18 protein-coding genes are annotated in these 22,092 nt (G+C 46.1%); 3 read left to right on the forward strand and 15 right to left on the reverse strand.

The annotated features are described in order from the left end of the window. Positions 1-16: 16 nt before the first annotated feature. Positions 17-775, reverse strand: coding sequence for an SDR family NAD(P)-dependent oxidoreductase (locus tag M493_RS15970; RefSeq protein WP_020961423.1), 759 nt, complete (start codon positions 773-775; stop codon positions 17-19). A 245-nt stretch (positions 776-1,020) separates the two neighbouring features. Next, on the reverse strand, positions 1,021-1,281 hold the full coding sequence (locus M493_RS15975) for a hypothetical protein (protein WP_128754854.1): 261 nt from the start codon (positions 1,279-1,281) through the stop codon (positions 1,021-1,023). A gap of 627 nt (positions 1,282-1,908) precedes the next feature. Between M493_RS15975 and M493_RS15980 the strand changes: the two genes are divergently transcribed. Next, positions 1,909-2,907 (forward strand): LacI family DNA-binding transcriptional regulator, encoded by a 999-nt coding sequence (locus M493_RS15980; protein ID WP_020961425.1) that lies wholly within the window; start codon positions 1,909-1,911, stop codon positions 2,905-2,907. Positions 2,908-3,101: 194 nt separating this feature from the next. Here the strand turns inward: M493_RS15980 and M493_RS18450 are convergent, their stop codons facing one another. From M493_RS18450 to M493_RS16005, 6 genes are all read right to left on the reverse strand, one after another. Further along, on the reverse strand, positions 3,102-3,257 hold the full coding sequence (locus M493_RS18450; protein WP_020961426.1) for a GapA-binding peptide SR1P: 156 nt from the start codon (positions 3,255-3,257) through the stop codon (positions 3,102-3,104). A 23-nt stretch (positions 3,258-3,280) separates the two neighbouring features. Further along, positions 3,281-4,237 (reverse strand): 6-phosphofructokinase, encoded by a 957-nt coding sequence (gene pfkA / locus M493_RS15985; protein WP_020961427.1) that lies wholly within the window; start codon positions 4,235-4,237, stop codon positions 3,281-3,283. Between the two features lie 121 nt (positions 4,238-4,358). Next, positions 4,359-5,690, reverse strand: coding sequence for an MFS transporter (locus tag M493_RS15990; RefSeq protein WP_020961428.1), 1,332 nt, complete (start codon positions 5,688-5,690; stop codon positions 4,359-4,361). Between the two features lie 306 nt (positions 5,691-5,996). Continuing rightward, on the reverse strand, positions 5,997-6,755 hold the full coding sequence (locus M493_RS15995; RefSeq protein WP_020961429.1) for an SDR family NAD(P)-dependent oxidoreductase: 759 nt from the start codon (positions 6,753-6,755) through the stop codon (positions 5,997-5,999). Positions 6,756-6,781: 26 nt separating this feature from the next. Then, on the reverse strand, positions 6,782-7,735 hold the full coding sequence (locus tag M493_RS16000; RefSeq protein ID WP_020961430.1) for a transketolase family protein: 954 nt from the start codon (positions 7,733-7,735) through the stop codon (positions 6,782-6,784). Beyond that, positions 7,735-8,577: a transketolase gene (locus M493_RS16005; RefSeq protein WP_335328892.1), complete on the reverse strand. Its 843-nt coding sequence runs from the start codon at positions 8,575-8,577 to the stop codon at positions 7,735-7,737. Before M493_RS16005 ends, M493_RS16000 begins: the two co-directional genes overlap by 1 nt. A gap of 826 nt (positions 8,578-9,403) precedes the next feature. Between M493_RS16005 and M493_RS16010 the strand changes: the two genes are divergently transcribed. Together M493_RS16010 and M493_RS16015 are read left to right on the forward strand one after the other, a co-directional pair. Then, positions 9,404-10,105, forward strand: coding sequence for a FadR/GntR family transcriptional regulator (locus M493_RS16010; protein ID WP_020961432.1), 702 nt, complete (start codon positions 9,404-9,406; stop codon positions 10,103-10,105). Positions 10,106-10,882: 777 nt separating this feature from the next. Next, complete coding sequence (locus M493_RS16015) at positions 10,883-12,103, forward strand: nitrate/nitrite transporter (protein WP_020961433.1); 1,221 nt, start codon at positions 10,883-10,885, stop codon at positions 12,101-12,103. A 47-nt stretch (positions 12,104-12,150) separates the two neighbouring features. Here the strand turns inward: M493_RS16015 and M493_RS16020 are convergent, their stop codons facing one another. From M493_RS16020 to M493_RS16045, 7 genes are all read right to left on the reverse strand, one after another. Further along, positions 12,151-14,163, reverse strand: coding sequence for a nuclease domain-containing protein (locus M493_RS16020; protein ID WP_020961434.1), 2,013 nt, complete (start codon positions 14,161-14,163; stop codon positions 12,151-12,153). A 6-nt stretch (positions 14,164-14,169) separates the two neighbouring features. Then, a complete protein-coding gene (locus tag M493_RS16025) occupies positions 14,170-16,074 on the reverse strand; it encodes an McrB family protein (protein ID WP_020961435.1) in 1,905 nt (634 codons plus the stop codon). 436 nt (positions 16,075-16,510) lie between these two features. Further along, entirely contained in the window at positions 16,511-18,172 is a 1,662-nt protein-coding gene (locus M493_RS16030; RefSeq protein ID WP_020961436.1) for an IS1634 family transposase, read from the reverse strand. A 332-nt stretch (positions 18,173-18,504) separates the two neighbouring features. Further along, positions 18,505-18,792, reverse strand: coding sequence for a transposase (locus tag M493_RS19125; RefSeq protein WP_081713481.1), 288 nt, complete (start codon positions 18,790-18,792; stop codon positions 18,505-18,507). Between the two features lie 54 nt (positions 18,793-18,846). Further along, the gene (locus M493_RS19130; RefSeq protein ID WP_128754855.1) at positions 18,847-19,077 is read right to left on the reverse strand and encodes a hypothetical protein; all 231 of its coding nucleotides are present in this window, start codon (positions 19,075-19,077) and stop codon (positions 18,847-18,849) included. A 179-nt stretch (positions 19,078-19,256) separates the two neighbouring features. Continuing rightward, positions 19,257-20,591 (reverse strand): glycoside hydrolase family 3 protein, encoded by a 1,335-nt coding sequence (locus tag M493_RS16040; RefSeq protein WP_020961437.1) that lies wholly within the window; start codon positions 20,589-20,591, stop codon positions 19,257-19,259. Next, a complete protein-coding gene (locus M493_RS16045; protein WP_020961438.1) occupies positions 20,578-22,083 on the reverse strand; it encodes a TcaA NTF2-like domain-containing protein in 1,506 nt (501 codons plus the stop codon). Before M493_RS16045 ends, M493_RS16040 begins: the two co-directional genes overlap by 14 nt. Positions 22,084-22,092 lie beyond the last annotated feature (9 nt).

Raw genomic sequence — 22,092 nt, forward strand, 5'->3', positions numbered from 1 at the left:
CTTTTCATTTGAATCGTTAATCAATATGCATGCCGCCGTTAATATCAATTTCTTCGCCGGTAATATAGCCCGCCTGTTCGGAAGCCAAGAAGGCAATCGTGTAGGCAACATCTGTTACAGTGCCTATTCTTCCGACAGGAACCCCTTTAATAATCTCCTTTTTCACTTCTTCCGTTAGCATCCCACCGGTAATGTCCGTGCCGATGAGGCCGGGAGCTACGGCGTTGCAAGTGATGCCAAAGGGCGCCATTTCCCGTGCGACAGCTTTTGTAAAACCAGCGACAGCTGCCTTGGCTGCGGAATAATGCGACCCGCCAAACACCCCTCCACCCCGCTTTCCGGAAACAGAACCAAGGTTAACGATCCGTCCATAATGTTGCCGTTTCATGTGCGGTAGCACTTCTTGAGTTAAATAATAGATGCTTTTGACATTCACTCGAAAAATGAGATCCCATTCTTCTTCCGGAATTTCAAGAACCCTTGTCGGACGTGTAATCCCGGCGTTATTCACGAGAATATCGATCTTGCCGAATTTGCCGACAATCTCTTGCACCACGCTCGAAACCTGCGCCCGGTTCGTGACATCCAACTGCACGGGGGATGCTTTCCCATTTTGTGCGTTAATTTCTTCAGCCGCTTCCTTCACCCCCTCAAAGTCAATGTCAGCTAATATAACGGTCGCTCCCCTATACGCCAGCTGTTTAGCAGTTTCCCTTCCGATTCCTCTTTTTGATCCAGCTCCTGTAATGAAGGCTACCCTATCTTGAAAGTTCACTGTTCAACCTTCTCCTTTCGTTCAAACGATGATCTGCTCTAGAACACATAGATGAAGAAACGCCGACGTAACCGCCATTGTCCATCTTGGAAATGACAGGAGAACAACCATCTGCCGTTCCTCACTCACTGTAAGCGGTTACTTTTTTTGCGGCCATGCTCACCTGTCTGTAGAATCTGCGACATGACTATCCCTGTTTTCCACCTTGGCCTTTTGCCTAGATTTTCACTCCGAGACTACACCACCTACCCTTTTGCTATATTTTTAATAACGCTTTCCTGTTTGCCGAGGAATGCCTGCCATGGAACAAGTCCAACACCTTCAACTGCATAATGGAAAGCGATAGAATCCCATCGCAATACAAGCATGCGTTCCATTGGGGTTCGCCTTTCAGTCCGAAACGAATGAAGATCCCCTTTCCCGTTTGCCGAAACGACAAACGAAAGCGCTGCCAACAATAAGGTAAGCATTCCACCCTTCAATACGGAAAACCCGGCATCAACCATCTCTTGTTCATCCGCCCCCCCTGTTTGAACATCCAATACCACCACCCCTTTTTAAACGTTTAACCAATTTAATCAAATTATTAACCAAAATAAGCAAACCTGTCAACAATTTTTTAGATAATTCAATCTATTATACACAAATCTTAGACGAAGATAGAGCATATCATCCGAATCGAAAAAACTATGAGATATGACGCCCCCTTAGAACCCCAAAACAAGTCCCGTTGGCCGCAACCCATTCCATTGGAAATGTACCTATAGACTCGAAGGATGAGTGCAACAGCTTCAACAAACAACAAAATATCTCTCATTGAATGACTCTGCTTTTTATATTAATATTTTGTTAGAACCTCTTAAAAAGTAAAACGTTTAAAAAAACATAACAAACATAACTGTGTAAAGATAAACTCATGATGTTGTAGAATTAATCATAGCTAGAAGTGTTTCATCGAGTTCCGACAACTAAAAATGCCCGTGACACCTTTGACGCTCCAAACGAAAGCGTTTCCCGCTACCGTTGCTTTATTGGTGATGGCTTTTGCAGAAAATGAGCACGGGTGAATTTCACTCTCCCCTAAGGAACACATGGCCCATAAACGGGGAATTGCCTAGAAAGGAATGAAAACAATGAAAATCACGATGAAAGATATCGCCAAGGAAGCTGGCGTATCCGTTGCCACTGTCTCGCACGTGATCAATGGAACAAAGCGCATATCAGAAGAAAAAGAAAAGCGCATTTGGGAAACGATCAAAAAGTATAATTACGTACCCGATGCAAGAGCAAAGCAGTTGCGCCTCCAAAAGACGAAAACAGCCGCGCTCGTTGTATCAAGCTTGCCTGATTCATATGTCACAGGGTTTGTGAATGCTGTAGGAATGCGAGCCCGGGAATTAGGATATCACCTACTGTTTGTCAATACGAATGAAAACTTAGAGCATGAAAAAGAAACCATTCATTTATTAAGTTCGCACATGGTGGATGGGATTATTTTATCCCCTTCCCAAAGTGACATCAGTTATTTGCAAACATATATTGATCAACATTTGCCCATCGTTCTTGTGAATCGGTATGACCCGAAGATCACAAACATCCCGCGAGTAGTGGCCGATGATTTTCAAGCTGGTTATGATGCTACGATCCATTTGCTTCAACACGGCCATAAACATATTGGCGTCATCTATGGCGTTCCGAACGTTTCAACAACAAATCAACGCATTGAAGGGTATAAAACCGCCCTCCAAGAACATGGGGTGCCATTCAACGAACATTATTTAGAAATGGGCTATGCGACGGTTGAAGGGGGGTATAACGCCGTCAAAACGCTTTTAAACCGCCACCAAGAAATCACTGCCCTATTTGTTTTGAATGATGCCATGACCATTGGCGCCCTAAAGGGCATTCATAGCCTGCTTTTAAAATGCCCTGACGATATAGCCCTTATTGGATTCGGCGATTTTGAGGCGGCGAGCGTGACGGATCCCCCGATCACCAATATTTATTTGCCGCCTGATACGATTGGAAGAACCGCGTTCGATATACTGATCAACCGAATCAATAATCCGAACTACTGTAAAAGCGTTTCCTTGCCTACATCGCTTATTATCCGAAAGTCGTGTGGTTGCTAACAAAAACTTGACGTCCAGTCGAAATTCCCCCTTCGTTCCATATCCTTGTCAGCTGCCGAAAGAGGTAAGCATTTTTCATCCGGCCTCTTTCGAGCAGCGTTTGTTCAGTTTTCAAGATGGACGGAGTTCATCACCTATCCGGAATGAGGCCCTCCATCCGCTTGCTACGATAGAAGCGGGGGAGAAGGTCAAATTCAATGGCTTTTCTGTTCTCCTTTCTTCTTTTCCGAGCAGCCTGCACATATTCCGTACCATATTTTCACGCCTTCTGCCGTATCAACGGCATCAATTTCTTTTCCGCACACTTGGCATACAATGGTGCCTTGCTCGACAGCGAACGCCTTCACCATCATGATCCCCCCGTCACTTTTTCCTAATGCAAAAGCATGTCGAGCAACTGATACGGTTCCTGTTTATCCGCTATTTCACCATTTATAGCGGCAAGGTTTTGATAGATGATTTTATTCTCTTTAAGTCCGACAGCGTGGCCTGCATATCCATTCACGAGCAACTCTACGGCCGCCACTCCCATTTTGCTTGCCAATACCCGGTCAAATGCCGATGGAGACCCTCCTCTTTGGATGAACCCTAATGACGTCGTCCTCACCCGAATATGGAGCTTCGTTTCGATGTATTGCTGCAACTCCTGCAAATCATACATTCGTTCCGTTACAATCACGAGATTATTGTGCTTTCCACTTTTGATTCTCTCATGCAGTTTGGCACATATCGCATCAACATCCAATTTTCTTTCTGGAGTTGAGACGATTTCTCCCCCGCCTGCCAAAGCGGCATATAAGGCCAAATCGCCGCAATATCTTCCCATGACTTCGACAATGGCCGTTTTATCGTGGGAAAAATCAGTATCCTTAATTTTCTGAATACAATCCAAAATCGTGTTCAACGTCGTGTCAAATCCAATCGAATAATCCGTGTAAGCTAGATCATTGTCGATCGTGGCCGGGATGCCGATGACGCTGACGCCAAGCTCCCGCAGTTTTTCTGCTCCTTTTAACGACCCTTCTCCACCGATCACGATCAAACCGTCGATGCCGGCGTTTTGTAATACTTGGATGGCTTTTTTCCTGCCTTCCTCTCTCATGAATTCCGACGATCTCGATGTTTTTAACATCGTCCCTCCACGATCAGCCATATCCTCTACGTCGGAAATCGTCAGACGCTGAATGTCGCCGTCGATCAATCCTTGGTATCCATACCGGATGCCGACGGCTTCGAATCCATGATAATGAGCCGCTTTGACCACCGCTCTGATGGCCGCATTCATTCCCGGCGCATCCCCGCCGCTCGTTAAAACGCCAAGTTTTTTCATGATCATGGACACCTCTGCTCGATATTACAAGAAACCGGCTCTGCACCGTTGTATAAAAGAATCCCAGCAACTAGACGGAGACCGTTGCTGAACGGTTCAAACATGCCTCGGCCGCCTACGTTCAACTAGATTTCTTTAAACTTTTTTTATCGTTCTGGGCGAGGGCCTTCCCCGATTGTTTGACGAGAAAAACAACGATGCAAGAACTGAGGATCATGCTGACGCCTAAGAAAATCATGCTAGCCGTAAACGATCCCGTAACGTCTTTAATATAACCGACAATGTACGGTCCGAAAAATCCACCCAAGTTTCCAACGCTGTTAATGAGCGCGATGGCGCCTCCAGCCGCCGCTCCGGTCAAGAACGAAGGCGGAATGGCCCAGAACGGAGAATACGCCCCAAATGCTCCACATAGAGCGATCGTCAAGAATACAAAGGCGAAAACAACACTGGAGCTTGACACATAAGTGCTGATCATCATCGAAACCGCGCTGATCGTCAAGCAGGCTGCCACGTGCCAACGTCTTTCGTTCTTCTTGTCTGAATGATTCCCGACGAAAATCATGACCGCCATAGCGCATGCATACATAAGGCCTAGCAGCCATCCGATTCCTTGCGTACTCAGCGAGGTCGCCTCTGACAACCCTTTCGAAATGGTCGGCAAAAACATATTAATGCCATAATACCCTGTCATCCAGCAAAAATAGGCAGCAGATAAAATTAACACATCACGGTCTTTTAACGCCTGCGCGAACGTGTAGTGCTTGACTTTTTGTTTTTCGCGATTCTCTTTAGCGATCACATCAAGGAGCCATTGTTTCTCATCCTGGTTTAACCATTTGACATCTTCAATCTTGTCATCAAGGTAGAAATAAGCGATAATACCTAAAATGATAGCCGGGATCGCTTCCAAAATAAACAGCCATTGCCATCCAGCCAGATCGAACCATTCAATCCCTAATAAAAACGTCCCAATCGGAGCCCCTAACGCATTGGCACCTGGGATTGCCAACATAAATGCCGCAATGGCTTTGGCATGGTGCTTCGTTTGGTAAAAGCCGCTCAGGTAATGCACCATACATGGATAAAAACTCGCTTCCGCAACTCCTAATAGAAAACGGGCAATATAAAATTGCGTAGGAGTGTGCACAAAAGCCATTAACACCGAAACTAATCCCCACGTCACCATAATCCTGCTGATCCATTTCCGCGCGCCCACTTTTGACATGATCGCGCTTCCCGGCACTTCTAACAGGAAATAACCGAGGAAGAAAATCCCTGCCCCCAATCCAAACACGGCATCAGAAAAACCTAAGTCTTCGTTCATTTGCAGCGCAGCAAGCCCGATATTGACTCGATCCAGGATCGCAATGACAAAACATATGAATAAAAACGGAATTAATCGCAACGTCACTTTTTTCGTTGTCGAACGTTCTAACGCTAGATAGTCCACAGTCGTTCCTCCTCCGGTTTTTTGACATACCCTACAGTTGAATAAATCTCCTAAGGAAGGACAAAGAATAATGGATGATGAAACCATTCCAAGACGGCAACAGTTGCCTATGCACACTTTGCACTCTTTTAACAGCGCGCTGCATGCGATTGGATCAAGGACGTTCGGTTTGTATAAAATAAGCCATCGAAACCCTTTACATCAAACGCTTTCAAAAAACTCGATTGATTGGGCTAGCGAAAATAAGAAGGATACTCGCTTCTAGCTTTTGGGCGGCCAGCCGGGCGCCAACCCGGCCAGCGATCATTAATCCATATGCGAACCGCCGTTAATGTCAATTTCTTCGCCTGTAATATAGGATGCTTCTTCCGATGCTAAAAATGCAATGGCTGCGGCGATCTCTTCGGTTTGCCCTGGTCTTCCCATCGGGATTCCGGCAATGACTTCTTTAGCCTGTTCTTCAGGAAGCGATTTCCAAATGTCCGTATCAATCAATCCGGGTGCCACACAATTCACCGTAATCCCATCAAGAGCGACTTCACGGGCAAGGTTTTTCGAGAATCCGAGTACGGCCGCCTTGGAAGCGGAATAATGAGCCCCTCCAAATATGCCTCCTCCCCGTTTGGCGGAAACAGAGGACACATTAATGATTCGGCCATACTTTTGTTTTTTCATCTGCCCCAGCACGGCTTGGGTGCATAAAAACAACCCGAACATATTGACATTGAAGATTCTCACCATATCTTCCAGCTGCATGTCTTCCACCGTGACTTTTTGTGAAATTCCCGCATTGTTAACAAGAATATCAATCCGTCCGTATGTCTCCAACACTTTCTCGACCATCGCCTCATTCGACTGCTTGCTGGTGACATCAAGTTCGACTCCCAAGGCTTTCCCCCCTGCCTCGGTAATCGCATTCACTGTCTCTTGAACCCCGTCCCAGTTCAGGTCAGCCACCACTACGATAGCCCCTTGTTTCGCCAATGTCAACGCAATCGTACGCCCAATCCCTCTTTTCGAGCCGCTGCCAGTGACAATCGCTACTCGGTCATCTAATCGAAACATATGATCGTCTCCTCTTTGTTGGTTTTTTATTTTTGAAGCAATTCCGTTGCTTTGGCAACAATGTTCTCCACTGTAATGCCATTGAGTTCTAACAGTTTTTGATACGGCGCCGACTGACCGAATTGGTCTTGCACACCGATTCTTCGGACAATCCCTTTCCCTTCTTCGGCAACCACTTCGCACACCGCACTGCCAAGGCCGTTTAAAATGTTATGGTCTTCCACCGTAATGATGTTGCCGATGTCGATGCATTCCAAGACGGCCTCGCGATCGAGCGGTTTAATCGTATGCATATCGAATAGCTTCACAGAAATGCCTTTTGCCTCTAATTGTTTCGTTGCTTCAATGGCAAGCCAAACGGTGTCGCCGTTAGCGATGATCGCAATGTCTTCGCCATCTTTGATTTTCTTCGCTTTACCAATCGTGAACTCTTCATGTTCATCATAAATCACAGGAACCGCATCCCGGGTGAAGCGAAGATAGACTGGCCCATACATGTGCGCTGCCTGTTCGACTAACTTTCGAGTAGAATAATAGTCGGCGCCCATGATGACTGTCATATTCGGAAATGTCCGCAATACCCCCATATCTTCAATCGCCTGGTGGCTTCCGCCATCATTCGCCGGCGTGAGCCCCCCGTGAGAGCAGGCGATTTTCACATTGAGATTCGGGTAACAAATTTCCTGCCGGATTTGCTCCGCCATTCGCAAAGAGCCAAACACCGCGTAAGTGCTCACAAAAGGAATTTTGCCCGTCGTCGCCAAACCCGCTGCAAGGCCAGCTGCGTTTTGTTCGGCAATGCCGACATTAATATGTTGATCAGGCAACTCCTTTATGAATTTCGTCGTTTTGCAAGACTTGGCAATATCGACATCGATGACATAAATATTTTTATTTTCTTTTCCCAGCTTCACAATCTCATCGCCAAACGCTTCCCTTGTCGCCTTTTTGATGACGATGTCTTTTTCCAGTATGCTCATCATTGCAACCCCCTTGCAATCTCTTCCATAGCCCGTTCATACTCTTCATCATTCGGGGCAATCCCATGCCATTCAGCGACGTTTTCCATATACGAAACGCCTTTTCCTTTGACCGTTTCGAGGATCACGCATTTTGGCTTTCCGTTTTTGTTCAACGTGATTTCATCTAACGTTTCCACGATTTGTTCCATCGAATGTCCGTTAATGTATCTCGTTTCACAGCCAAACGCTTCGAATTTCTTTTCCAAATCCAATAACGGCATGACTTCATGGCAAAAACCATCAATTTGCAAGTTGTTGTAGTCCACAAAGATAAATAAGTTATCTAATTGGTACTTAACGGCCGTTTGAACCGCTTCCCAAATTTGGCCTTCTTGGCATTCGCCATCCCCTAATAAACAGAACACACGGTACTCTTTTCGATCCCGCTTCCCCGCGAGCGCCATTCCGACCGCGCAGGACAGCCCTTGCCCTAACGATCCTGTGGAAATGTCGATCCCTGGGCATTTTTTCATGTCGGGATGCCCTTGGAAAGGCGATCCATACTGCCGAAGCGTGTAAATCGCCTCATAAGGAACAAATCCCCGCAACGCCAAAGCAGCATACTGGATCGGGCATGCGTGCCCTTTTGACAGGACAAAACGGTCACGGTCCTCCCATGTCGGATTGTTTGGATCAACATTCATTTCCCGAAAGTATAGCGCTGTCATTAAATCCGCAGCAGAAAGCGATCCTCCCGGATGACCAGATTGCGCCTTATAAATCATTGTGAGCGCCGTCTGTCTCATTTTAATTGCCAATTGTTTTAATTCTTCCACACTTGTCTTTCTCATTTCCGTCACCTCATTAAAAAGTGATCACATGTGCATATCAAAGGGCTTACAACATTTTTTACTTGTCTACTTGTATACTAAGTATCTTATAATTTAAGTATACACGCATTTTTTGGATTGTCAATGGTATTTTGCCGCACATCTCCGTCTCCACATTGACCGCCTTCAGGCGAACAGTGGAGTGAAAAAAGTCATTGCTTTACCGAGAGGGGCGGTGAGGGCGCGTCTCAAAAATATGCCGCCAGCTGCCTTTGCGGCATTGAGAGGGGGGTACCGCGAAATAACAAAGGGGGCAATCCATCATCACAATACCTTGCTTTCGTTTCGGTATCGGCACACAGGAGGGGGGAATTTCTGGTGGCTTGGAGCAAGATTGCGACAACCGTATCTATTGCCCTAATTAAAAGAAGCGGATATAATAATGACGTTTACAATGTAAGCCTTCCCCAAACGATATGCTTAGGTGGCATCTTCATATTCGCATAAATCTTACCCGCTTCGGTTATACTTTCTGTGAAAATGTGTACGTCCTATGGCATCTTCTCATGCCTAGTTGAAGCGCCAAAAACGGCTCATACAGTTTTTTTCATGAACATGCACCCGTCTTGCGTAGCCATTTTCACATATCGGATGGAGCGCGGAATGCGCTCAACACATGGACGTTTTCTGTGAAAATGCGCACACGTTGGACTGCCATTTTCGTGCTTAGGCGAAAGAAAAAAATGATTTCGAAGATGATGGACAGATGGATTGCGACTGTTATGAGCCATCATGCAAATAATCTTGATATCTTCCCATTCTATTAAACAACTTTGATATGAAAGAAGTGATTTATATGAAATTCAATCCCGTCTCTAGCAGCAAACTATATATCCAAATTTACAAGCAAATTCTTTCACAAATCCAATCCGGTTCGCTCAAAATCGGTGACAAACTTCCATCGGAAAGAGAGCTGTGCGAACAGTTCGGCGTCAGCCGCGCCCCTGTCCGACAAGCGCTGAGCGCCTTGGAGTTAAACGGCTATATTTACTCCCGCCAAGGGGAAGGAGTGTACGTCAAAAGCAACCACCCCGCTGATGAAGCACAAAATGCAGCGCTGATCCTTGAAGCCGTTTCACCGGAAGACATTGTAGAAGCGAGAATGCATATCGAACCGATTATCGCCAAATTTGCTGCGCAAAGGGCGACAGAGGAAGAAATAGAGGAACTCCAGTCGATCATCAAAAAGATGGAAGAGGAAACAAGAGAAGGCTTCTATGTCCCAGAAACCGATGAGCAATTGCACAGTACGATCGCCAAAGCTTCCCACAATGAATTATTTATCACGTTTATGTCCGCTATTATCAACGCCATGAAACAACAAAAGATGTGGGAATTTATCCGCGACCGTACAGTGACACGGCCCGATTACCGGGAAGTGAACTTTAGCGAGCATAAAGCGCTCATTGAAGCAATCGAAAAGCATGATGAACAACAAGCCGTCAAACTAATGACTGACCATATGCAAAATTTATACGACCGGTATTGGAAGGAATGAATCCGAAAAGGCTCGGCAAGAGGCGACGCACAGATTAGGGAGCGTTGCACCAAACAGCCGTAAAAAAAACGGCGGGCGATGGCAAAAAGGATGGCCATCGCCCGTTTTTTTGTTCAAAAGGCGAATAACAGAAGAAGGGGAGCCCAAGTTCGGTGGTTGGAAGGCCGTTTTTCACTAATGACAACTCCAAAATGCAGTTAGTTGTATCAAACCTCTTTGTTCCTGTCACACCGGAACGTTGTAAAGCATCACATCAAGGAATTCAGTGATTGAACAGAGTTGCCACGGGCTATTTATGTCATAAAACGTAGCACAAATTTTGTTCCCATCCCTCCTTATATCCATCCGTAAGGTGATTTATGGTATAAACTAATGAATTATTTCACCTGTATTTTACTTTTAAACAAATAAAAGGGAATTTATATCTAAAAATATTACTTCCCGTGTTATGTTTAATAACAAAACAATTAACAAAGACATAAGTGCTGCTGTATTATCTCACTAGTGATGAAATTGTCTCCCGAACGATCACATCTCCATCTACCACGACCATCATCCCCGTAAAGAAGCCTGTTCCTGGAAATTTCTCCTTCGGAGCGGGCTTGTATATAAACCCATGCGATAAGGAGGGATTGGCTTCAAATCAGTTGTTGTTTCTCACCAAGTTTGCTCACAAAAAAGTTCCATGGGCAACGTTTTGCCCTCCACCCGGGCATGAAAATGACTCATCGAGACGCATGCATTTTCACGAAAAAACCAAAGTAAAGGAGAATGGGCATGGATCACAAAGGTTTTTTGAAAAGCGGTCATCCCCCGACGTTGCTGAGCTCATTTTTGTATTTTGATGTCAACTTTATGATCTGGGTGCTGCTCGGTCCACTTTCTGTTGTGATCATGAATGACATCGGAATGAACACAGCACAAAAGGCCAATCTCGTGGCGCTGCCTACGTTAGGCGGCTCGATCCTCAGGATCGTTCTCGGTTTGCTGACGGATCGCATCGGCCCGAAAAAAACCGGCCAAATCGGCATGATCATTACGATTATCCCGCTCATTTTAGGATGGCAGTTTGCTGACAGCTTATCCGAACTTCAAATCGTCGCCTTGCTGTTAGGTGTCGCCGGAGCGAGTTTTGCCGCGGCACTTCCACTTGCCAGCCGCTGGTATCCGCCACAATACCAAGTGCTTGCCTTAGGCATCGCCGGAGCGGGAAACAGCGGAACGATCATTACAACTTTATTTGCCAACCGCATCGCCCAACATTACGGCGACTGGCATATCGTCTTTGCATTCGCTCTTATTCCTCTTGTCATTACGTTTATTATTTTCACGCTTTTGGCGAAAGACAGCCCGAGTCAGCCCGAACCCAAAAAACTAGTAGATTATGCGACTGTGTTGAAGCAAAAAGATGCGTGGCTGTTTTGCATCTTTTACAGCGTTACATTTGGCGGCTTTGTCGGCATGGCGAGCTACTTGACGATTTTCTTTAATACACAATATGGCTTAGACCCTGTCAAAGCGGCCGATTTCACGACGATCTGTGTCATTGCCGGGAGCTTTTTCCGCCCGGTCGGCGGTTGGCTCGCTGACAAATTCGGCGGCATTCGCATGTTGATGATCTTGTATAGCGTCGTTGGCATTATGATAGCGTCCCTTTCCTCTCTCCCAGCGTTAACGACTGCAACGGTCCTGCTGTTTATCACGATGATGGGGCTAGGCATGGGCAACGGCGCTGTGTTCCAATTAGTGCCACAACGGTTTACAGAGGAAATTGGAGTGATTACTGGCATCGTCGGTGCGGCTGGTGGGCTTGGCGGCTACTTCCTGCCGAAAATTTTAGGCAACTTAAAACTCGCCACCGGCTCGTTCACACCCGGGTTTCTCGTCCTAAGCGGCATTGCCATTTCCTGCATGATCCTCATTGCCGTTGTCCAAAAACAATGGAAAAAATCATGGCTCGGCGAGGGGGGCAAAGCGAGAATCGAAAACGCCAGCTAAAAACGGTGGAGGATTGGTGAATGCGATATACAGCATTCGCCAATCCTTTAATGTACAAATCTATCTTGTGCCCGCTTATTGCATACAGGACAAAAGACATCCCATTCGTCTGTTGTTTCCTTGTGATAATTCATCCCTGAATGCTTTGTATACTTGAGTAACGTTGCGGTTGCTGCGGTATGGGCATCGTTTTGCGCCCATCCCCCCCCTTTTCTATTAAAACAGACGGTTTGTACCCAAAACGCCTCGCAATGATCATTACTACAGGTAAAATATTTTTGTCCTATTTCTCCTATCTCCAACCGAGCAGGTTGATGTATGCCACAATGCATACATGTCGCGTTATATCCCAAATGATAGTGCACTAACATGTTCATCCACTTAATAAACCCTTTTTTATCACTTGGCTTATAACTAAAGCTGCCTAGTTTATGCCTAAGTTCTTCTTTCATCGCTGCATTCCACGTATGGACAGAAACATCGTTTAATGTGTTTGGGTGCATCAAAAAAGAAGCAACAGGCTTCTTTACCAAAGGTTCGTAGTATTTTCGAAACGATGTATCACGAATAAGTTCAATCCAACTTTTACGATTGAATAGCGGCTGATACTTTGCGTCTAAAAAAGCTGTCTTTGTTTCGGGTGTTTCATCATGGAAAATGAGAGTAAAATCAGGCCGATAAGACTTTTCCCCATGTGAGAATGGACGCTCATAATGAACTTCAAGCACTAAATTCGTTTTTCTTGGATTGTAGCGGTCGGTATAACGGTAAACAGGGCGCTCAAAAGTAAAAGATATTCCTTCTAATCCCCCTTTTTCTTTCACGTATTGCCTAATTCGAGCATATAGCTTTTGTTTTGTTATAAAACCGCAGTCATAAATTAATGAATGAATAATCGAAATAAAGCACCATACTTCGTATAATTTGGGCGATTTTTGCAAAGGAACAGCTATATTGGCCAATTGCTTTGTCGGACTTGCCTGCAATAAATTGTCTAGATATTGATATACCTCACTATACAGAGGGGAAAACGTAAACAAATGCGTTTCCCCCAGCTGTTCCTCCCCCACTTGCAAGAAATGGAACTCTAAACACTTCTCAGCCAACTCTATAACCTGTTTCCAGAAAACCTCGCTTTGTTTAGTTATCTGAAGGATTTCATAAGCATATTGCAAGTCTTTGTTTAAGGAGTTTTCTATCTTTTCTTTCTCTATGTTGTTACTGCCATAAAGGTTTTTCAGCGAATATTCCAAGAAATCGATCCTTTTGCTTAATTCTACCTGTCTATTTTGCGCTTGCGCCGCATAACGATGAGCATAATCCAGTACCCTCTCTATGCTCCAACGCATCATTCTATGTTCTGAAATATCTATGGAACGTATGTTGACGGGAGCCAAAAATTTGTCTTTAAACGGAAACATTTTCCGCTCAATCAATACTTTCGAATCCAGTTGTTTTATTTGATTCAACGGAACTACCCGGTACTCACGAATAAGCTGTTCATGTGGCATTCTGTCCAGTTCCAACAACACTTCATAAAGTTTTTGGAGTTTCCCGAGTATATGTTCAGCCATACTGCCGTTCTTTGCCCATAACTCCACCGTCGTTGCAGGTCCATGATCTGCCGTAAATAGATCTTCAAGCATCATGGCAATATCGTCTTTCATCTGTTCAAATTCTGGTTTTGTTAATAAGCTACTTGTAATATAAACATCGCTAGACCTGTCAATGATAAATCCATGCTTATCTTCTGCCTCAAAGAAAAAAGTTCCACATTGATTAATACCAATAGGACTTCTTTCTTCTACTTCATTCCCTCTATCATACCAAACATCGTTCTGCGCATCGTAAATTAAAGGGATTCGCTTTTCATTCGATACTATCCCATAATGAGACAAGAATACTTGTCGGACTTTATCATTTGACACCTTTACAACAATTGTCCCTTCATATTCAGAGGCGATATAACAATTATTTTCTCTACTAAATTCCAACGGTTTAACTAATTCCTGTATAGGATGCTCTCTCGCGGATTGAATCTTAGCGATCCACAATTCCATTCCATATCATCTCCAATATGTAATTGTGCGCCCTTGGTCCAACATTTCCTTCACTTTTATTTTTGTCATATTTGATGGATTTTTCATTCCTTGTAGTAACCGTTCTATAACCCTCGCATTTTCATCGCTGCGCACAACCTGTATTCTCGGCAATATTTTTCCGCGAACAATTTGGTCAAATTTCCAAGGAGAGTTCACTGCATGTCCGTAATAACCAATTTGATCTAAAGCCCTTCGATTCAATCTCGCTCCTAGCTGGCCTAACATCGGGTTAAGTTCTTTAGCTAGCTTCCTGCATTCTTCGTCCATTGCAGTTACCTTTAGGTCGTTCTCTACATCAACCACAATCTGCTCAAGCACTTTTATTTTTTTTAACTCTTCTATTAAACTTTCTTCATTCTCAGAATAACGCAATTCAATGACAAAACTTCGATCAATAATCTTTGGACTCAATCCTTTCACAGTATGATCCATATTCATCGTGCCAATAAACCTAACATTACTCGGGATTTCAAATTCTGCCGGATACCGGTAGCATAAATCAAAACAATTTTGCACTTTCCTTCTCTCGGAATCGTCTTTTATTTGTGATAACTTTTCCTCGTTAAGAAGTGGGTATCCGCGTTCGTCCACAATGATGTAAGGTTTAACCATTGTATAGGCTAGTTCTTGGAAATGTTTAGCATATAGGGTGATCTTAGGTGTTTCCTCTTCTCTCGCACTCAAAAATTCCGCAAAATAGTACTCTACATGAGACAAGTTCATCTCGTCTAAGCAAACTAAATATAAAGACTGCAGATTTTCCCTTGCTTCTACTAACACGTCTAAAAACTCAGTAGACACGTATTGGTAGTCAATCGGATTAAAAAATCCAAGTATATCTTGCTTATCTGTCCAGCTTGACTGAACTCTAATCGTGCATGTCTTTGCTCCTTTAATAATTTTAGAAAAGCCCCTTGTTAAGCTGGACTTCCCCGTTCCGCTCGGGCCATGCAAAATGATAAGCTGATTTGTCTTCAATGCACCTACAAAACATTCAATCACATCACGCTCGTACTGAAGATTACATTGTGCATGCAAAGCGCCGCGGATTGTGTCGATAATATCTGTTTGATTGCTCCATTGAATAGTTTTCGAATTGCTTCCATCTATATCGTTCTTTTCCTTAATTAACGATGGAGGCGGCAAAAGACGAAAACGCTCAAACTGCGCCAGCAAATACTTTTCATGTTCTTTTAGTTGTTGCTCCATATCGTTTAGCTCTTGCTTTTTCTTTTTGTTCGCTTCTTCCCGATTTTTTATTTCTTCTTCCCGTTTCTCAAGGTCTTCCAACCGTTGCTCGATCTCACGTCTTTTCTCATCATATGCCATTTCAAACTCGTGTAATATAAGATGGGATAGCTTTCCTAAAGAACCCATTTGTTCTGATAATTTTTTTACAACCACCTCTCCAAGACACTCCATTAACCTTGTTTCAAAAGGGACTCCTTTGATAGAATTCGTCTTTATGGAAACCATTTCTTTCATCCGTCTCGCTTGGTTTCTTTCTTGTTGTATCCTCTCAACTTTTAACACTTCAGGGACAACAACGATAACATCCCCTTCATTAAGCCGTTTTTTTTCATTCTTTAATAGAAACGATACATTCCATTCTTTATCCTCAAAAGGCAAAATAAAAGAGGAGAGCGTATCTGGATCTAATACTTCCCCGAAGCACAGATTTTTTCCACCTAAAATGTTTCTAATACTTGTTATTTTTAAAATAAGCCGATTAGCCAACCCTTTTTGGGATTTACAAAATCTCTTATAAAACTGATCGGCTTCTTCTTGAGTCCAGTTAATCGGCATTCCTAATTCATCTAAAATAGCATCTAACTGTTGCTGTAGTTGTTTTGTTTGTGTCTCTGTCAAAGTCGCTCTCTCCCTCTAGAAATGTTGATGTATCAAGGCTTTTCTTCCTCCCAGGGGTATCAAAAAATACTTTTCGACAAAATCATTTACGTCCTTCTTCAGTTTTGTGGATATCTTACAGACCTAGGGTGCGCTTCACAGTCACGACTGAGTACATTTTCCTGTTACGGAGGAAACGTATTCGATGCATCCTTGGATCTCTGCATCGCTGATGAGGAAAAACCCCCCATGTCTCCCGTCATCTTCACACCAATATTCCCCCGTTCGGTCTCGTCATCAGGCAAAGACCGGCTCAGTTCGGGTCTTAACTCACATTTCGCACCCTAGCAGGGTAGAAAGAAAGGATTTTTTATTTCGTTTTTCAGAATAACGTTTCGACCAACACGACTAGCGATGGCAATCCTTTTTTTACCATCGCTAGTCGTTCCATATGACGTTACACGTAAATGCTCTCATCCATGCCCAATCCCTGCAGAATCCTTCGCTGATCAGGGGTGAGCGGTTTCCCTAGCCTGCGTTGGATTTGCCCATCCGGCAACTCCAACAGGACGACTCTGACATACCAAAACAATTGAAAAATTGCTTGTCCGGTCGGACGGGTCAGCTTGCGGCCTCCGGCGCCCTTTAATGGGCGTTCGGGTGTGATGAACTGACGCACCCGGCGCTGGAAGACGCGGTAAATGGCCAAGGCCAGCAAAAACAAATAGCCCAATACCGCCACTCGTTCGGGTTTTTTGACGTAAATTTCGTCCGTAAAGAACGGATCTTTTAGGAAGGAGAAGTTCATTTCCACCGAGATCTGCCCTTTATACAGCTTCAAGATCTCTTGGGCATCCATGGGTTGGCCCTTCCATTCCTTCGGAACGGTCGTGACGAGAACAAACCGGGACGCTTTCCGTCTCGCCTGTTCCCACGCCTCGCGATCGAATTCCATGTCCAAGCGCAGGAGATACAGCGTCTCCATCTCGGGTTCCGCCCCTTTTTTCGGCCGTCCGCGCCGTTTTTTCGGGCGCACGATCTCTTCAACCGTGGCCTTGACCCGATGAAATCGAGGACGAAGGGACGCCTTGAGGGAGGCCAAGGCTTGTTCAGCGTCTTCCCGGCAAGAGAAAGGATGACGCTCCCAACGGACTTGTTCCTCGCGAAGAAGCTCCGCTTCTTGTGCTCGTTCTGTTTCGAGCGTCTTTCCTTTCCGTTGGTCGAGGGCGCTTGATTCGACGACGATCAGCCGTACGGGTTGGCCTTCATATGTTGAGGCCGTTTCCCATACCCGGTACGTGGCGCCGTTTTTCTCGGCCAGCGCAAAGGGGGCGCTCCACGCCGAATCGGGTTGGGCATCCGCCTCCGAAAGCGCGGTTTTGACGATCCGGAGCGACGACGGGCCTCTCGTGATCAAAAAGGCGTTGGCGGCTTTCGTTTGCGCCAGCGTGTCCTTCGTCATCGCAGCGGAATCCGCCACGTAAATCCATTCGTCTTCGATCTTCGCTTGCCTCAGCTGCTCATGGACACGGGAGAGCACCTCGGGATTCCACGTTTTGTCCGGCGCGTTGCCGTCGTGCACATCGCCGTAAAACGGGATGCCGTCCTCGTTGCCGATCAGGCCGAATCCGATCTGTTTTTGCCAACGATGATGCCGGTTGTAGCCATGCGTGATCTGCAGGGTCTCTGTCGAGGACGATTCATACGCACCGTAAACGGTCTTGTCCGTCGTATCCGCGTGAAAGACACGGAGAGGGAGGCCTTCTTTCTTGTAGATCTGCACGAGGCAAGACGACAGGACTTGATGGATATTGGCCTCATACAGCCGGTCCAAATGGCGAGCAATGGCATCGTCGTTGAACCAAGACGGATCCAACCCCGGCCGGATCAGTTTGGGCACGTCGATGTCATGAGCCCATCGTTCCAAATGAACGAGGGCTTGCCGGCCGCTCAAGATATCCAGAATGATGAGGCTGACGATATCGCTGGTTCGGGTTTGGCATTGCGGATCGACCGGAACCAGCCGGTCAATCAGCTGAAGGAGGCCAAGATCCTTGAAGAGGGCGCTTATTATATTCAAATAGGAACTTTCATAAATCGCGCGAATTCGAATGTCCATGATGGAAAAACTCCTTTGCGTTGCTTGTGTGTCAAGGATTCATTCGACATGAAAACAAAAAAATCCTCCCGATTTTGGTCGAGAGGGTGCGAAATGTGAGTCTTAAGGTCGAATGGGTCGTATTACGCTAGCTGCCCCGGTGTCATCCTATTGTCAAGCGTCTCTTCTTTTCACGGGGGAAGGCACTAGGCCGCCCGATGTCGAACTTGGGGCAGGATGTCCTACACCATTCGCTCTGCGTCAAACGTCCGTTGCTTTGTGCGGATCGTAAACAGCACCTTTAACAACTTGCCGCATAGCACCAAAAATTGACTACCTCTTCGACAGTGGGATTACCGCCCGGGTCGTGTCATACTCATGCAATGCGCGAAACGCCTCATTGTGGTGAACCAGGGAATCATCACCCAAAACAGTATGGAGCACAGCCGTTTTCGTCCCCGTTTCGAGACCTGTTTTTGTCCTTTGTGCTGACCGGAGGAGTGATCTTTGAGCGTTAGGTCCGCTAGTTTGATCAACTGTCGCGAATTCCAGTAATGGGCAAAACTTCCGATCTCAGCTAACAAGTCAACAATGGCGGCATCGCCTAAACCGACTACGGTTTTCATCCACTGGTATTCCATCGTTGTCTGCACGATGGCAGTTAGCCCGCCATCCAGGACAGCGATTTCTCCCTCTCATTGACGATAACGACGGTCAAGCGTGACGATCTCAAAACGGGCCATCTGCGTTCGCTCCGTCACGTCAACGGAATATCTAATCACTTTCAAGAATTTCTGGACTTTCGGCTTCTGCGACGATACCAGCCCTTTGCTTTGCCAGTACACCTCGACCAACTCCTCGACTGCCCGGCCACCGATGTCAGCTGAAAAAGAAAAAACAAGAGACAATCGCAACAGCTTGTCCATTTGGCAACATGAACGGTGGTTGTCTTATAACCGTCTTTCTGTCCCCGTCTCCCTTGCCGTCTCTTTTGCACCTTTAGCGAACGTCGGCCACGGGTGAATACGACTCCGGGAATGCCGTACGCCGCTCCATGAGATGGTGATGTACGATTTCTATGAAACTTTTGATGTCCCCTCTCCATTTACCCTTGTTTTCCCACCACCCGCTTCGCTGTGGCAGGATTTGCGTAAATGCTTTGCATGGAAGGAAATTGGGTTAATTTATATTTTAACACCCGCCTTACCGATTCGTTGATTCGCTCCTCGGACAGCTTTCCGGTTTGCACGGCATTCCAGATTCCGTCCATCACTTTTCTTTGATTGTCAAAAGTATGACAGACAAGCAACAAATCGGCGCCAGAGGCGATCGCCCGGTATCCGAGTTCCTCGTAGGTGAAATACTTGCTCACCGCCCCCATCTCCAAGTCATCGGTCACCACTATGCCTTCATAGCCCAATTTTCCCCGCAGCAATCCCTGAATAATAGCCGGAGACAGGCTGGCTGGATTTTCTTTGTCATATGTCGGATATTTAATATGGGTGACCATAACGAAAAAACGATGATGGTCTATATTTGTGATAATGCGCTTAAAAGGAAAAATGTCCTTGTTTTCAAGATCCTGCTCGGATGCTTGAACAGAAGACGTGTCATGGTGCGGGTCTGTCTGGCTGCGCCCGTTTCCCGGAAAGTGCTTGAGCACCGGCGTCACCCCCGCATCGGCCAGCCCCGTGACGACCTTTTCCCCTAACCTTCCCGCTACAACCGGATCGGTTCCAAATGACCGGCTGTCTATAGCAGATAAGTCCAGCACCGGGGCAAAATTGATTTGAATGCCCATCGCGGCGAGTTCTGCCCCTGTCCGCCGAGCGGTTTGGTACACTTTTGCGCCGTCTCCGCTTTTGCCTAATATTTGTTGAGAAGGGATGGGGGAAACGTATTGCCGCATTCGGACAATTTTTCCCCCTTCTTGGTCGATGCTAAAGACGAGCGGGATTTGGAAGCGGTTTTCCATCGCCAACCGTTGCAACCGGCTAGTTAAATTGGCGACTTGTTCGGGTGTTTCCATGTTGCGGTCATATAAGATCACCCCGCCCGCATGATAGTCCCGAATCATTCGCTCTATGTGTTCATCCGGTTGGGTGGATGGAAATCCGACAATGACCAACTGCCCGATTTTTTCACGAAGGCTCATCGTTTCGATCAGCCGATCAAGTTTTTCGTCTATGTTGGACGACGGTTCAAAAAAGGTGACCGATGGCTGCTTGACAATACGACTGTCGTCGGCTTGCAATTGTGGACGGTTCGCCGCATTTTGTTTTTCAGGCTGACTCGCAGAACGGTCGGCCGCTTTTGAATTTGTTTGTTGATGAATCACCACGGCATAGGCCGATAGACAGATGACTAGTGAAAGCATTAGAATGAACAAAATAGATGCCAATGAAATCGTTCGTTTCCTCCGTCTGTCAAAACGCCCCATAGCTTTCCACCCTAGAGTCGAGTTTTTGAATGTCCGCGTCGTCGAGAACCCAACGACCGGATTCTTTAATGAGATACCAGTATCCGCCCCACTGCTGAACCAGCACCGTCCCGTCTCCGTTATCATCATAAGACGTCAGCTCCACATAGGCTGTTGCAGATTCGCCATCGAGAGCGGTAACTTCTATGGTATTCACTTCATTCTTTATATTATGTTGCAGCCCATCCGCCCAGCCTGCCATCGTCACTTTCCGTTTTCGGTCGCTCGAAAACAAGTCATAGGCAGTCTCAAAATCATCATTGCTGATGCTGGCGTAATGTTGCCTTACGGTGCTCTCCACCGCCCCAGCTTCACTTCCTTCGGCCACGTCCGCGCCATAATCCTCGCTTGGAATGTCATAGCTGTTGATTTGGTCAGTGCTGAGCAGCTCTTGAACTTTCAAGGTGCGGTCCGGTGAAACCGCGATTAGGAATTCACTGCGAAAACTTTTAATTTTCTCTGATTCGCCATTATAGTTAATTTCATATTCTTCGTATGTTCGTACTTTAAAGCGACTTTCGTCCACCACTTCGACTTGTTGCACATCCAAGGTGACCAATTTTTCGGTAATGCCTTCTTCACCGACATGTTGAAGATAATTTTGCGTTTCTTGGTATGCAGGCCCATTGGGATCAATGAGGTCCTCAATGAGAGAAAAATCGCGCTGATTAATGGATTCTACCGCCAAAGTAATGTACCGTTTCATAAAAGTCCGGACTTGTTGTTCGGATACGGAAGATGTCAAATTTGAGTCAGTTTCTGCGGCAACCTGTTCGGGAGCTGTATTCTCCTGCGCAGTTGCCGCATCCGTTTCGTCATCATGACTGTTTTCTGTTTCCTCACCCGCCACATCTGCAGCGACGGAAGGCTGTGATGCTTCCTCTCGTTCTTCCTCATGTGAAAAGAACAGCCGATATGCACCGAATAGCAATAAACATACGACCGCGAACCGGAAAACGGCAGATAATTTGCTTCTCCTCGGCTGGATCGGTGCAACTGGGGCTGGAACGCTCACCGGTTGTTGCGGTGGTATAGCGGCGGCGGACGGACTTGGGCTAGGTGACGGCATCGAAACGGAAGGAGGGGATGCGGCTCCCTGTGCAGCCTCTTCCTCCTCTTCCAATATTGCACGTTCTGGAACCGCCTTATCCAGCACTTCCCCCCAACATCCGACAGCCCACTCAGCAATTTGGAGATCAATCGCGGCGTTTTGATGCAGCCGCGCCACCATTCGGTGATAAAAGTGATCGTCCAACTGTTCGTCCGGATATTGCGCGATCTCTTGAAAAACCCCTTCTTCTACGGCGCTGATGAGAGCTTTGATTTTCCCTTTCGGTTCTGTCGTCATATCGTGAAGCATAGATTGAAGACGCTTTGGCTCCGAACAAATTGAAGCGCCATGTTGACTGATGATCTTTTTTAACGCCTCTTTAGCGGGATCATTGGCACTCATGTTTCATCG

Origin of the sequence: Geobacillus genomosp. 3, assembly GCF_000445995.2 — a bacterium.
In the GTDB taxonomy this organism is placed as follows: Bacteria; Bacillota; Bacilli; order Bacillales; family Anoxybacillaceae; genus Geobacillus.

Coding starts and splice junctions, on each gene's coding strand:
- M493_RS15975 (WP_128754854.1), bottom strand. CDS start 1,281: ATGGTTGATGCCGGGTTTTCCGTATTGAAGGGTGGAATGCTTACCTTA.
- M493_RS16030 (WP_020961436.1), bottom strand. CDS start 18,172: ATGGACATTCGAATTCGCGCGATTTATGAAAGTTCCTATTTGAATATA.
- M493_RS16015 (WP_020961433.1), top strand. CDS start 10,883: ATGGATCACAAAGGTTTTTTGAAAAGCGGTCATCCCCCGACGTTGCTG.
- pfkA (WP_020961427.1), bottom strand. CDS start 4,237: ATGAAAAAACTTGGCGTTTTAACGAGCGGCGGGGATGCGCCGGGAATG.
- M493_RS15980 (WP_020961425.1), top strand. CDS start 1,909: ATGAAAATCACGATGAAAGATATCGCCAAGGAAGCTGGCGTATCCGTT.
- M493_RS19130 (WP_128754855.1), bottom strand. CDS start 19,077: ATGGACAAGCTGTTGCGATTGTCTCTTGTTTTTTCTTTTTCAGCTGAC.
- M493_RS16040 (WP_020961437.1), bottom strand. CDS start 20,591: ATGGGGCGTTTTGACAGACGGAGGAAACGAACGATTTCATTGGCATCT.
- M493_RS16020 (WP_020961434.1), bottom strand. CDS start 14,163: ATGGAATTGTGGATCGCTAAGATTCAATCCGCGAGAGAGCATCCTATA.
- M493_RS19125 (WP_081713481.1), bottom strand. CDS start 18,792: ATGGAATACCAGTGGATGAAAACCGTAGTCGGTTTAGGCGATGCCGCC.
- M493_RS18450 (WP_020961426.1), bottom strand. CDS start 3,257: ATGGTGAAGGCGTTCGCTGTCGAGCAAGGCACCATTGTATGCCAAGTG.
- M493_RS15995 (WP_020961429.1), bottom strand. CDS start 6,755: ATGTTTCGATTAGATGACCGAGTAGCGATTGTCACTGGCAGCGGCTCG.
- M493_RS16000 (WP_020961430.1), bottom strand. CDS start 7,735: ATGAGCATACTGGAAAAAGACATCGTCATCAAAAAGGCGACAAGGGAA.
- M493_RS16010 (WP_020961432.1), top strand. CDS start 9,404: ATGAAATTCAATCCCGTCTCTAGCAGCAAACTATATATCCAAATTTAC.
- M493_RS16045 (WP_020961438.1), bottom strand. CDS start 22,083: ATGAGTGCCAATGATCCCGCTAAAGAGGCGTTAAAAAAGATCATCAGT.